The sequence below is a fragment of the Streptomyces sp. NPDC025784 genome, from assembly GCF_055558435.1.
The window spans coordinates 1-11,536 of record NZ_JBVHMN010000022.1; the positions used below are offsets into that span (position 1 = coordinate 1).

Genomic DNA, 11,536 nt, shown 5'->3' on the forward strand with positions numbered 1-11,536 from the left:
AACAGTGATCTTGGTCGACACGGTTCTAGCAGGAGCTCCATCTCTGCTTCAGACTGCTTGACACACCAGCCCCGCCCCTAACTACACGGCATTGGGGCTAGTCCGGCAAAGGGCCTGCCCTCACGAGCACCGGGATCGGCCCGTACGAGCACGGAGGGCCGGTTCGGTGGGCGAATATCTCTTCGCTCACCGAACCGGCCCTCTTTCTCGTGCCGGGGCCCCGCCGTCTCACCCGGCGGTGGCGAGGAACTGCGTTGCGGCGAGTTCGGCGTACAGCGGGTCCGCGGCCACCAGTTCGCGATGCGTCCCCACGGCACGGACGCGGCCCGCGTCCATCACGACGATGCGGTCGGCCGTCGTGACGGTGGACAGCCGGTGCGCGACCACGAGGACCGTCGTCGTCCGGGCCACGTCGGAGACCGTGTCGCGCAGCGCCGCCTCGTTGACGGCGTCGAGCTGGGACGTGGCCTCGTCGAGGAGCAGCAGCCGCGGACGGCGCAGCAGCGCGCGGGCGATGGCGACCCGCTGACGTTCGCCGCCGGACAGTTTGGTGCCGCGGTGGCCGACCAGCGTGTCCAGACCGCGGGGCAGCCGGGCGACCAGCCCGTCGAGACGTGTCGTCTTGAGCACGCGGACGATCTCGGCCTCGTCGGCCCGCGGATTGCCCAGCAGCAGGTTGTCGCGCAGCGAGCCCGAGAGCACCGGGGCGTCCTGCTCCACGTAACCGATGGCGGACCGCAGCTGCGGCAGGTCCCATCGGTCCAGCTCCCGGCCGTCCACGGTGATGACCCCGGACTCGGGGTCGTAGAACCGCTCGATCAGCGCGAACACGGTCGTCTTCCCCGCTCCGGACGGCCCCACGAACGCGGTCATGCCGCGCGCCGGGACGGCGAACGTCACACCGTGATGGACGTACGGCAGGTCGTCGGCGTACCGGAAGCGGACGTCGTCGAAGGTGAGCGACGCGGGCTCGGCGCCGGGGGAGGGCAACGGCGCGGGCACCGCCGCGGGTTCGGCGGGCAGCCGCATCGCCTCCTGGATCCGGGCGAGCGCGGCGGCACCGGTCTGGTACTGGGTGACGGCGCCGACCACCTGCTGGATCGGCGACATCAGATAGAACACGTACAGCAGGAACGCCACCAGGGTTCCCACGTCCACGGCTCCCGTCGCGACGCGGGCCCCGCCCACCGCCAGCACCGTGATGAAGGCGATCTGCATCGCCAGTCCGGCCGTGTTGCCCGCGGCGGCCGACCACTTGGCGGCCCGGACGCTCTGCCGCCACGACTCCTCGGCCGCGGCGTGGACGGCCGCCTCCTCGCGGTGCTCGGCACCGGACGCCTTCACGGTGCGCAGCGCGCCGAGAATCCGCTCCAGCGCGGCACCCATCAGCCCGACGGCGTCCTGGGCCTGCTTGCTGGCCCGGTTGATGCGCGGCACGATCACCCCGAGCACCGTGCCCGCGCACAGGATCACGGCGAGGGTGACCCCGAGCAGCACCACGTCGACCAGGCCCATCATGACCACCGTCGCGACGAGGGTGAGCCCGCCCGTGCCGATGCCGACCAGGGAGTCGGTCGTCACCTCGCGCAGCAGGGTCGTGTCGGAGGTGATGCGGGACATCAGATCGCCCGGCTCGCTGCGGTCCACGGCAGGTATGCGCAGCCGCAGCAGATACGAGGACAGGGTGCGCCGCGCGCCCAGCACCACCGACTCCGCGGTGCGCCGCAGGACGTACGAACCCGTCGCCCCCACCGCCGCGTTGGTGACCACCAGCGCCGCCATCCCGAGCAGCGCCCGCCCGATCGGCCGGTCGTGCGACAGGTCGTCGATGAGGCCCCGCGCCACCAGCGGCAGCACCAGCCCGGTGGCGCCGGTCGCGAGCGCCAGCAGCGCGCCGGCCAGCAGGGCCCATCGATGCGGTCGTACGTAGCCGAGCAGCAGGCGCCACGCGGGCACCTCGGGCTGGGCGTCGGTGAGGCTCACGGCGCTCCTTGGCGTGAGTCGGTGCGGAGCACTCAGGCTACGTCCGGGCCCGCCGGGACCGGGAGCGGGTCAACTCCCTTACGGGATACAACAGTCAGCGTGCCGCCAGCGCGGCGAGCGTCGCGTCGAGGTCGGCGGGCCGGGGCCGGTTGTGCGGCAGCCTGGCCAGCACGGCCGCCATGCCGCAGGTGTTGGTCAGGGCGGAGAAGACCAGGCCGCCGGCGATGCCCGCCGAGAGCAACTGCCAGGCGGGGTGCAGCAGTCCGAGGCCCAGCCCGGCCAGGACCACGCTGCCCGCGGTGAACCGGACCTGGCGCTCCATGGACCAGGTGGTGCGGGACGCGGTCGCGGGACGGTCCAGTTCATGGCCGCGCGCGGCCCAGGCGCTCGTCCCGCCGGTCAGGGTCGCGGCCGTCACACCGTGTTCGGCGAGCGTCCTGCGGGCGCTGTCGGAGCGCGCGCCGGAGGCGCAGACGACCAGCAGGCCGGACGTGATGTCCTTGAGGGCGGGCAGGGCGCGGTGCAGCTGGTCGAGGGGGACGTTCAGGGCGCCGGGCAGATGCCCGGAGGCGTACTCGCCGGGCGTCCGGACGTCGAGGACGGTGAGCTCGGACAGGCGGGTTCGGGCCTGGTCGGCGTCGAGGGTCGAGGGAGTCGTCATGTCGGGTGTCATCCTTGCTCTTCGTGGGTGCCCCGGAGGGCGGAGTACGATACCCCTAGGGGTATCGGTGGAGGAGTGTTGTCGTGGACTTGGATCTCGCGGGTGCCGAGCTGAAGTCGGTGCTCAACCGACTGCGTCGTGCGCAGGGTCAGATCTCCGGTGTGATCAAGATGATCGAGGAGGGGCGCGACTGCGAGGACGTGGTCACCCAGCTCGCCGCGGCCTCCCGTGCTCTCGACCGGGCCGGATTCGCGATCATCGCCACCGGTCTCCAGCAGTGCCTGACCGATGTCGAGGACGGCGCGAAGAACGGCGAGGACAGGGACGCGATGCGTGCCCGGCTGGAGAAGCTCTTCCTCTCACTGGCGTGAGGCGCTCCGCCGCCGGGCGTGCGGCCCCGCCGTCACCCGTCGGCCCCGTGGCGACGCTCGCGGCCCGTCGGTCCACGGCGACGCCGGTGGTACGGCGGTCCGCGGCTACGTCGGTGGTACGGCGGTCCGCGGCTACGTCGGTGGTACGGCGGTCCGCCGAGCAGGTCGTCCCGTGACGGGCCCCGGTCATACGACGGCGTCGATCAGCATGAACGCGGCCACCGCCAGCAGGACCCAGGCGAAGATCCGGCGCAGCGCGGCGCCCGGGACCTTCGCCGCCAGCCGTCTGCCGTCCCACGCGCCGAGGACCGCCGCACCCGCGAAGGGGGCGACGACCGCCCAGTCGAGCCGTTCCGCCGTACCGGTGCGCGCCAGCAGTGCCGCCACCGAGTTCACGGTGATCACCAGGAGGCTCGTACCGACGGCGGCCCGCATCCGCAGACCCACCACACCGACCAGCGCCGGTACGGCGAGAAAGCCGCCGCCCACGCCCAGGACACCGGTCACCGCTCCGAGCCCGGCGCCCGCCCCGGCGATCCGGCCGCCCCGCGGGGCCGGTGCCTCCGGATCGGCCGACGACGGGCGCAGCATCCGCACCGCCGCCAGCGCGGCGACCACCCCGAAGGCGGCCGTCAGCAGCCAGGCCGGCAGCCGTCCGGCGACGGCTCCGCCCGCGGCGGCGGGCAGCAGCCCCGCCGCCGCGAACAGCGCGCCTGCCCGCCAGCGGACCGTGCCCTGCCGGGCGTGGGCGGCGAGCGCGGTCACCGACGTGACCGTGACGATGACCAGGCTCGCGGTGGTGGCCGCGGAGGGCGTGAAGCCCAGCAGATAGATCAGGGCGGGGACGGCGAGGACACTGCCCCCGCCGCCCAGCGCGCCGAGCGCCAGCCCGATCACACCACCGGCGGCCAGGGCGAGGATCAGATCGCTCACGCCGTCGGGCCGCCGTTCCCGTGCTCCCGGACCGACGGCAGGCCTTCCCGCACCCAGGCGCGCATGCCCCCGACGACGTCGACCGCGTCGAGGCCGCGGGCCGTGAGCAGCGCGACGGCGTCACGGGACCGCACCCCCGAGCGGCACACGACGACGAGGGGGCGGTGCCGGGCGGCCACGGGCAGGTCGCCTCCGGCGGCGAGCGCGGACAGCGGGGCGCTCACCGAGCCCGGTGCGTGCCCCTGCGCCCACTCGTCCGGTTCGCGCACGTCCAGCAGGACGGCCTCGGCCCCCGGGCCGGTGCGCTCGCCGGCCTCCGCCGGGGTGATCCGTGCCATGGGCAGACCGGCCGGGCCCGCCGCGGCGAAGGAGTCGTCCACGGCGACCACGTCACGGCCGGCGGCATCGAGGACGGACGCGGCGATGGCGGCCCGCATGCCTCCGGCGCAGTGCACCCAGACGGTGCCGCCCGGTATCTCGGCGAGCCGGTCGCGTATCTCGTGGACGGGGATGTGCACCGATCCGGCGATGTGGCCCTGGACCCGCTCGGACGCCCGCCGCACGTCCAGGACCACGATTCCGCTGCCGTACGAGCCCGCCAGGTCGGCGAACCGGGCGCGCGGGAAGGAGCGTGGTTCCTCCCCCTCGCGCAGCCAGTCGGCGGGCGCGCCGACGGCCCCGGCGGCGGGGCGGTCGACGCCCACACGGACGAGTTCCCGCTGGGCTTCGGTGATCCGCTCCGGTGACTCGGCGAGCAAGGTGACCGGCTTGCCCCACGGGAGCAGCCAGGCCAGGTACGTCGCGAGCTGGCCGTCGGCCTCGAAGTTGACGGACCCGGCGACGTGTCCCGCCGCGAACGCGACGCGGTTGCGCAGGTCCACGACCCACTCGCCGGCGGCGAGGCGCGCCGCGATCTCCTCGGCGTCCGCGGGTGCGGGCGGGGTGAGGTCGACCGGCGCGGGTCCCGCCGCGTTGGCCGGAGCCATGTGCGCGTAGTACGCGGGCACGTCGTCGAGTCCGGCGAGCAGGTCGGCCACGAAGGTGTCGACGTCCTTGACCAGTGCCTCGTTGACGGCACGCTCCTGCCCGATGGTCGTGGCCTCGCCGGTGGCGTCCCCGGCGGAGCAGAAGCTGCCGAAGCCGTGGGTGGGCAGCACCGCGGTGTCGTCGGGCAGCTCGGCGGCGAGCCGGTGCGCGGAGGCGTGCTGGGCCCGTGCCAGCTGTCCGGTCAGCCGTGGCTCGACCAGGTCGGGGCGCCCGACCGTGCCGATGAGCAGGGAGCCGCCGGTGAACGCCGCCACCGCGTGACCCCCCTCCTCCAGCACGTACGACGTGTGGTGCGGGGTGTGACCGGGGGTGGCCAGGGCGCGCAGGACCAGACCGGCGTCGACGTCGAAGCGGTCCCCGTCGGCCACCGCGACCCGCTCGAAGGCGACCCGTGCGCCGGCGGGCACCAGATAGGCGGCGCCGGTCAGCCGGGCCAGTTCCAGCCCTCCGGTCACGTAGTCGTTGTGCAGGTGCGTCTCCACGACGTGGGTGATCCGCACGTCCCGTCGGGCCGCCGCCGCGATCAGCCGGTCGACGTCCCTGGGCGGATCGACCGCCACGGCGCCCTGCGGGCCGCCCGCCAGATAGCCGCGGTTGCCCAGGCCCGGCACCTCGATGGTGTCGACGAAGAACACGGCAGCACTCCTTTCCTCGTGAACCCGCAGGGTGAGTACCCCCGGGGGTATATTCACGGTAGCAGAAGTACCCCCGGGGGTATCTGACCCCGGGGCGGTTCGCCTCGGCGGCCCCGCCCGGCGCGACCCCGGAACGGGGCGACCCCAGAACGGGGCGGACGTGCGTCACCTGGCCTTCTACCGGTCGGTCACCCCGTAGGGTCGGTTGACGGAACGTCGACCTAGGGAAGGGCTCAATCACATGGCGCAGGAAGTGCGGGGCGTGATCGCACCGGGCAAGAACGAGCCGGTGCGCGTCGAGACCGTCGTCGTACCGGACCCGGGACCCGGCGAGGCCGTGGTGAAGATCCAGGCCTGCGGGGTGTGCCACACCGATCTCCACTACAAGCAGGGCGGCATCAACGACGACTTCCCGTTCCTGCTCGGCCATGAGGCGGCCGGGATCGTGGAGTCGGTCGGCGACGGCGTCACGGACGTCGCGCCCGGCGACTTCGTCATCCTCAACTGGCGTGCGGTGTGCGGGCAGTGCCGGGCGTGTCTGCGCGGCCGGCCCTGGTACTGCTTCAACACGCACAACGCGAAGCAGCGGATGACGCTCAAGGACGGCACCGAGCTCTCGCCCGCCCTGGGCATCGGCGCCTTCGCGGAGAAGACCCTGGTCGCCGCAGGGCAGTGCACCAAGGTCGACCCCGCGGTGTCCCCGGCGGTCGCCGGCCTCCTCGGCTGCGGCGTGATGGCCGGGATCGGCGCGGCCATCAACACCGGGAACGTGGGCCGCGGCGACAGCGTCGCGGTCATCGGCTGCGGAGGCGTCGGCGACGCGGCGATCGCCGGGTCCCGCCTCGCGGGCGCCGCGAAGATCATCGCCGTGGACATCGACGACCGGAAGCTGACGACGGCCCGCGAGATCGGCGCCACGCACACCGTCAACTCCCGCGAGACCGACCCCGTCGAGGCGATCCGGGAGCTCACCGGCGGCTTCGGCGCCGACGTCGTCATCGAGGCCGTCGGCCGCCCGGAGACGTACCAGCAGGCCTTCTACGCCCGCGACCTCGCGGGCACCGTCGTCCTCGTCGGAGTGCCCACCCCGGACATGAAGCTGGACCTGCCGCTGATCGACGTCTTCGGACGCGGCGGCGCCCTCAAGTCCTCCTGGTACGGCGACTGCCTGCCCTCACGCGACTTCCCCATGCTGATCGACCTGCACCTGCAGGGGCGCCTGGACCTCGGCGCGTTCGTGAGCGAGACGATCGCGCTGGACGAGGTGGAGGCGGCCTTCGAGCGGATGCACCACGGCGACGTGCTGCGCTCGGTGGTGGAGCTGTGATGACCACCCGTATCGAACACCTCGTCACCTCGGGCACCTTCTCGCTCGACGGAGGCACCTGGGACGTCGACAACAACGTGTGGATCGTGGCCGACGACCACGAGGCGGTCGTCATCGACGCCGCCCACGACGCCGACGCCATCGCCGAGGCCGTCGGCGACCGGCGGCTCACCGCGATCGTGTGCACCCACGCCCACAACGACCACATCGACGCGGCCCCCGCCCTCGCCGACCGCACCGGCGCCACGATCTGGCTGCACCCGGACGACCTGCCGCTGTGGAAGCTGACCCACCCCGACCGCCTCCCCGACGCCTGGCTCCAGGACGGCCAGGTGATCGAGGCGGCCGGCGCCGATCTGACGGTCCTGCACACCCCGGGCCACGCTCCGGGCGCGGTCTGCCTGTACGACCCGGGCCTGGGCACCGTCTTCACCGGCGACACCCTCTTCCAGGGAGGCCCGGGCGCCACCGGCCGCTCCTACTCCCACTTCCCGACCATCGTCGAGTCCATCCGCGAGCGGCTCCTGAGCCTCCCGGCCGACACCGTGGTGCGTACCGGGCACGGCGACTCCACCACGATCGGGGCGGAGGCCCCGCACCTGAAGGAGTGGATCGCGCGCGGCCACTGACGCCGGTGGCCCGCCGCTGACGCCTCCACACGGAGACCGGCGAAAGGTCCCGGCGAATCCTGACAGAGGATGTCCGGCTTCCGGGAGACGCTCGGGGCAACACCGGCGCGAAAGGCGGCGCCGGAACCACGCGTACGGAGGTCGGACATGTCGGAGCCGCTGCAGGACACGCTGCGAGGCAGGGTCGCCCTGGTCGCCGGGGCGACCCGGGGCGCGGGACGGGGGATCGCGGCGGAGCTGGGCGCGGCCGGCGCGACCGTCTACGTGACCGGGCGCAGCACCCGGGAACGGCGCTCCGAGTACGACCGCCCGGAGACCCTGGAGGACACCGCGGACCTGGTGACGGCGGCCGGCGGCCAGGGCATCGCCGTCCCCACCGACCACCTCGTGCCCTCCGAGGTCCAGGCCCTGGTCGCCCGCATCGCGGACGAGCAGGGCCGCCTCGACGTCCTCGTCAACGACATCTGGGGCGGCGAGCACCTCTTCCAGTGGGACACCCCGGTCTGGGAGCACGACCTCGACAAGGGTCTGCGGCTGCTGCGCCTGGCCGTCGAGACGCACGCCGTCACCAGTCACTTCGCGATGCCCCTGCTGCTGCGCCGTCCCGGCGGCCTCGTGGTCGAGATGACCGACGGCACCGCCGAGTACAACCGGGACAGGTACCGGGTGTCCTTCTTCTACGACCTCGCCAAGTCCTCCGTGCTGCGCATGGCGTTCGCCCTCGGGCAGGAACTGGGGCCGCGCGGTGCCACCGCGGTGGCACTCACGCCCGGGTGGCTGCGCTCGGAGATCATGCTGGACACCTTCGGCGTGAGCGAGGACAACTGGCGCGACGCGCTGGAACGCGTCCCGCACTTCGGCATCTCCGAGACGCCGTCCTACGTGGGCCGCGCGGTCGTCGCCCTGGCCGCCGACCCGGACGTGGCACGCTGGAACGGGGAGTCGCTCTCCAGCGGGCAACTGGCCCAGGTGTACGGCTTCACCGACCACGACGGCAGCCGCCCCGACGCGTGGCGCTATCTCGTCGAGGTCCAGGACGCGGACAAGCCGGCCGACACCACGGGCTACCGGTGAGCCGGGTCCTCCCGCCCGGCGGCGAGCCGTACGGGCCGGGGAGGCGGTGCCGCCCGGGCGGCGGGCTCAGGGGCGCCCGTGGAGCGGCGGGACCTGCCACCCGGCCGGACGGCCCGTCGTGAGAGCCAGGTCGGCGCGGACCGCCACGTAGTACGCCTCGCGCACGGTGCGCTGTCGTTCGAGCAGGGCCTGCCAGCCGTCCGGATCACGAGTCCCGTCGTTCAGGAACCGCTCCATCTCCATCACCACGACGGCCCAGGCCCGGGCCTTCTCCACCACGTCCGGGATGCCCAGGAGCAGCAGGGCCTCACCGGCCGGGTCACCGGCCTCCGCGGCCTCGGCCAGCAGAGGAGCCGCTTCGCCGGGCGACAGCGGATGCGGATGCGGATCGTTGCCGAGATGGGCCGCGACCCGGTACGTCAGCGTGACCGACTTCTTCAGACAGCGCGCGTAGTCCGCGTACACCGTCAGCCGCCGCTCCTCCCACCGCGCCGTCTGCTCGCGGCGGAAGCGGGCGCGGTCCCCCCTGACGATCGCCAGGTACGAACCGAGGGCGCCGATCACCACGCCGATCAGCGCCGGGAGTTGTTGTATGAAGGCGGACATGCGCGCACGGTATCTGTCGTCCTGACGATCATGGCAGTACCTTCCCTGCCATGACTGCGACGATGCGATTCGAGGGACACGGCGTTCTCATCACGGGCGCGGCGCGCGGCATCGGCGCCGCAACCGCCCGCCGCTTCGTCGAGGAGGGCGCCCGGGTGCTCGTCACCGACGTGGACGTCGCCGAGGCGGAGAAGACCGCTGCCGCACTGCGTGAACCGGGCGGTCACGCCGAGGCGTTCCGCTGCGACGTGGGGGAGCGGGCATCGGTAGAGGCGGCCGTCGCGCACGCCGTGGACGCCTTCGGCTCGCTCGACGTCCTGGTCAACAACGCCTACCACTGCACCCCCGACGCCCCGCTCTTCGAGGACGAGACGGACGACGTCTGGGCCCGCGACCTCGACATCACCCTGTCCGGCGCCTACCGCTGCTCCCGGGCGGCCCTCCCGCACCTCGTGGCCTCCGGCCGGGGCGCCATCGTCACCATCGGTTCCGTCAACGGCATCCAGGACTTCGGCAACCACTCCTACAGCGCCGCCAAGGCGGGCCTCATGTCGCTGACCCGCACGCTCGCCGGGCATGCCGCGCCGAGGGGCGTCCGCGTCAACCTGGTGGCACCGGGCACCGTGCACACCACGGCCTGGGACGGCCGGGAGGACCATCTCGCCGCGCTCGCACGGCTGTATCCGCTGGAGCGGGTCGGCAGGCCGGAGGACATCGCCGCCGCCGTCGCGTTCCTCGCCTCCCGCGACGCGGCCTGGATCACCGGTACGACGCTGCCCGTGGACGGCGGCCTGATGGCGGTCAACACCGGCTTCCGGCACGCCCTCACCCTGCTCGACGGCACCCCCTAGGTCAGGCGCCCCGCTACCCGAGGTCCGCGCCGTGGCGGCGCAGGGCGGCGAGCACCCGGTCGACGTCGCCCGCGGTGGTGCGCCAGTTGCTGAACGCCGCGCGCAGCGCCGGCGTTCCGCCGTACGACGTCGGAGTCACAAAGGCCTCGCCGGAGGCGGCGACCGCCATCGCCAGCGCGCGGACCCGCTCCTCGGAGGGGTCGTCGGCCGGCGTGAAGCAGACGACGTTGAGCCGCACCGGAGCCAGGAGCCGCAGCTGGGGGATCTGCGCGATCCCCTCGCCCAGCCGCCCGGCGAGCGCGACATTGCGTTCGACGATCTCGCGATGACCCTCGCGTCCGTACGCCGTGAGCGAGAACCAGGCGGGCAGGGCACGCAGCCGACGGGAGTTCTCCGGTGTCAGGTGCAGGAAGTCCGGGGCACCGGTGGGCGGTCCGAGGTACGGCGACGCGTTGTGGAAGACCCGGACCTGGAGGTCCTGCCGGCGCGTGAACTGGACGGCCGCGTCGTAGGGGACGTTGAGCCACTTGTGCAGGTCGACACAGACGGAGTCGGCCGCGTCGAGCCCGTCGACCAGGGAGGCGTACGACGGTGACAGGGCGGCGAAACCACCGAAGGCCGCGTCCACGTGCAGCCAGAAGTCGTACCGCTCCCTGAGCGCGGCGATCGCCCGCAGGTCGTCGAAGTCGACGGTGTTGACGGTCCCCGCGTTCGCCACCACGACGGCGGGGCGCCCGCCGAGCGCGTCGAGGGCGTCGGCGAGCCGGTCGACGTCGACGGCCTCGCGGTTGCCCGGCAGCACCGGCACGGCACGCAGCCGGTCCCGTCCGACGCCCAGTACGGAGAGCGCCTTGCCGATGCTGGAGTGCGGGCTGCCCGACAGCACCTCGACCGGCCCGAGCGCGCCGACGCCCTCGCGCGAGACGGACACCCCCAGACGTTCGCCGAGCCATTCCCGCGCGATGGCCAGCCCGACCGTGTTGGAGGCCGTCGCCCCACTCACGAAGGCTCCGGTGTGGTCCTCGCCCAGCCCGAACAGCTCGCGCAACCAGCTCAGCGTCTCGCGTTCCAGCGCGGTCGCAGACGAGTCACCACCGCCCGACACGTTCTGGTCGTAGGCGGCCGTCAGCCAGTCCCCGGTCAGGGCGGCGGGAGTGGCGCCACCGGTCACGAAGCCGAGGTAACGCGGGCCCGCGGAGCCGGAGAAGCCCGCGGACCAGCGGTCCGCGAACCGGGTCAGCGCCCCGTCGGCGCCCACTCCCACCTCGGGAAGCGGCGCACGTGCGGGTGCCGCGTCGGGGCGGGCGACGGGACGTTCGGCGAGCCCGCCCACCTCCCTCGCGGCGAAGTCGCGGGCGGACTGGAGGAGATCGGGAAGCCGCTGGAGATCGTCGGCGAGAGTGCGGTGCATGACGGCAG

General features: G+C 73.3%; 11 protein-coding genes and 1 pseudogene. 5 read left to right on the top strand and 7 right to left on the bottom strand.

What is annotated here, in order from left to right:
• Window positions 1-228: 228 nt before the first annotated feature.
• Together ACZ4IF_RS36450 and ACZ4IF_RS36455 are read right to left on the bottom strand one after the other, a co-directional pair.
• On the bottom strand, window positions 229-1,983 hold the full coding sequence (locus tag ACZ4IF_RS36450) for an ABC transporter ATP-binding protein (protein WP_467570957.1): 1,755 nt from the start codon (window positions 1,981-1,983) through the stop codon (window positions 229-231).
• A gap of 94 nt (window positions 1,984-2,077) precedes the next feature.
• Entirely contained in the window at window positions 2,078-2,644 is a 567-nt protein-coding gene (locus ACZ4IF_RS36455) for a rhodanese-like domain-containing protein (RefSeq protein ID WP_467570960.1), read from the bottom strand.
• Window positions 2,645-2,727: 83 nt separating this feature from the next.
• Between ACZ4IF_RS36455 and ACZ4IF_RS36460 the strand changes: the two genes are divergently transcribed.
• Window positions 2,728-3,015: a metal-sensitive transcriptional regulator gene (locus ACZ4IF_RS36460; RefSeq protein ID WP_345652331.1), complete on the top strand. Its 288-nt coding sequence runs from the start codon at window positions 2,728-2,730 to the stop codon at window positions 3,013-3,015.
• A 186-nt stretch (window positions 3,016-3,201) separates the two neighbouring features.
• Here ACZ4IF_RS36460 and ACZ4IF_RS36465 read toward each other — a convergent pair whose 3' ends face one another.
• The 3 genes and pseudogenes from ACZ4IF_RS36465 to ACZ4IF_RS36475 all read right to left on the bottom strand — a co-directional run.
• Complete coding sequence (locus tag ACZ4IF_RS36465; protein WP_467570963.1) at window positions 3,202-3,948, bottom strand: sulfite exporter TauE/SafE family protein; 747 nt, start codon at window positions 3,946-3,948, stop codon at window positions 3,202-3,204.
• Entirely contained in the window at window positions 3,945-4,286 is a 342-nt protein-coding gene (locus tag ACZ4IF_RS36470; RefSeq protein WP_467571320.1) for a rhodanese-like domain-containing protein, read from the bottom strand. The genes ACZ4IF_RS36465 and ACZ4IF_RS36470 overlap by 4 nt, the downstream gene beginning before the upstream one ends.
• Before the next feature lie 3 nt (window positions 4,287-4,289).
• Window positions 4,290-5,630: pseudogene (locus ACZ4IF_RS36475) on the bottom strand (MBL fold metallo-hydrolase); the annotation flags it as partial.
• 241 nt (window positions 5,631-5,871) lie between these two features.
• Here ACZ4IF_RS36475 and ACZ4IF_RS36480 point away from each other — a divergent pair.
• The 3 genes from ACZ4IF_RS36480 (at window position 5,872) to ACZ4IF_RS36490 (ending at window position 8,660) form a co-directional block, all read left to right on the top strand.
• Window positions 5,872-6,957, top strand: a complete 1,086-nt coding sequence (locus ACZ4IF_RS36480) for an S-(hydroxymethyl)mycothiol dehydrogenase (protein WP_467570966.1) — start codon at window positions 5,872-5,874, stop codon at window positions 6,955-6,957.
• Entirely contained in the window at window positions 6,957-7,586 is a 630-nt protein-coding gene (locus tag ACZ4IF_RS36485; RefSeq protein WP_359499622.1) for an MBL fold metallo-hydrolase, read from the top strand. The genes ACZ4IF_RS36480 and ACZ4IF_RS36485 overlap by 1 nt, the downstream gene beginning before the upstream one ends.
• Before the next feature lie 147 nt (window positions 7,587-7,733).
• Window positions 7,734-8,660, top strand: a complete 927-nt coding sequence (locus ACZ4IF_RS36490) for an SDR family oxidoreductase (protein WP_467570970.1) — start codon at window positions 7,734-7,736, stop codon at window positions 8,658-8,660.
• Window positions 8,661-8,726: 66 nt separating this feature from the next.
• Here ACZ4IF_RS36490 and ACZ4IF_RS36495 read toward each other — a convergent pair whose 3' ends face one another.
• On the bottom strand, window positions 8,727-9,266 hold the full coding sequence (locus ACZ4IF_RS36495; RefSeq protein WP_467570973.1) for a hypothetical protein: 540 nt from the start codon (window positions 9,264-9,266) through the stop codon (window positions 8,727-8,729).
• Between the two features lie 50 nt (window positions 9,267-9,316).
• Here ACZ4IF_RS36495 and ACZ4IF_RS36500 point away from each other — a divergent pair, with 50 nt between their 5' ends.
• A complete protein-coding gene (locus tag ACZ4IF_RS36500; RefSeq protein ID WP_467570976.1) occupies window positions 9,317-10,117 on the top strand; it encodes an SDR family NAD(P)-dependent oxidoreductase in 801 nt (266 codons plus the stop codon).
• 13 nt (window positions 10,118-10,130) lie between these two features.
• Here the strand turns inward: ACZ4IF_RS36500 and ACZ4IF_RS36505 are convergent, their stop codons facing one another.
• On the bottom strand, window positions 10,131-11,528 hold the full coding sequence (locus ACZ4IF_RS36505) for a pyridoxal phosphate-dependent decarboxylase family protein (protein WP_467570979.1): 1,398 nt from the start codon (window positions 11,526-11,528) through the stop codon (window positions 10,131-10,133).
• Window positions 11,529-11,536: the final 8 nt, after the last annotated feature.

What these genes read in the sequence shown, in the direction of transcription:
- ACZ4IF_RS36455 (WP_467570960.1), bottom strand. Translation starts at nt 2,644, where the DNA reads ATGACGACTCCCTCGACCCTCGACGCCGACCAGGCCCGAACCCGCCTG.
- ACZ4IF_RS36470 (WP_467571320.1), bottom strand. Translation starts at nt 4,286, where the DNA reads ATGGCACGGATCACCCCGGCGGAGGCCGGCGAGCGCACCGGCCCGGGG.
- ACZ4IF_RS36480 (WP_467570966.1), top strand. Translation starts at nt 5,872, where the DNA reads ATGGCGCAGGAAGTGCGGGGCGTGATCGCACCGGGCAAGAACGAGCCG.
- ACZ4IF_RS36485 (WP_359499622.1), top strand. Translation starts at nt 6,957, where the DNA reads ATGACCACCCGTATCGAACACCTCGTCACCTCGGGCACCTTCTCGCTC.
- ACZ4IF_RS36490 (WP_467570970.1), top strand. Translation starts at nt 7,734, where the DNA reads ATGTCGGAGCCGCTGCAGGACACGCTGCGAGGCAGGGTCGCCCTGGTC.
- ACZ4IF_RS36495 (WP_467570973.1), bottom strand. Translation starts at nt 9,266, where the DNA reads ATGTCCGCCTTCATACAACAACTCCCGGCGCTGATCGGCGTGGTGATC.
- ACZ4IF_RS36500 (WP_467570976.1), top strand. Translation starts at nt 9,317, where the DNA reads ATGACTGCGACGATGCGATTCGAGGGACACGGCGTTCTCATCACGGGC.
- ACZ4IF_RS36505 (WP_467570979.1), bottom strand. Translation starts at nt 11,528, where the DNA reads ATGCACCGCACTCTCGCCGACGATCTCCAGCGGCTTCCCGATCTCCTC.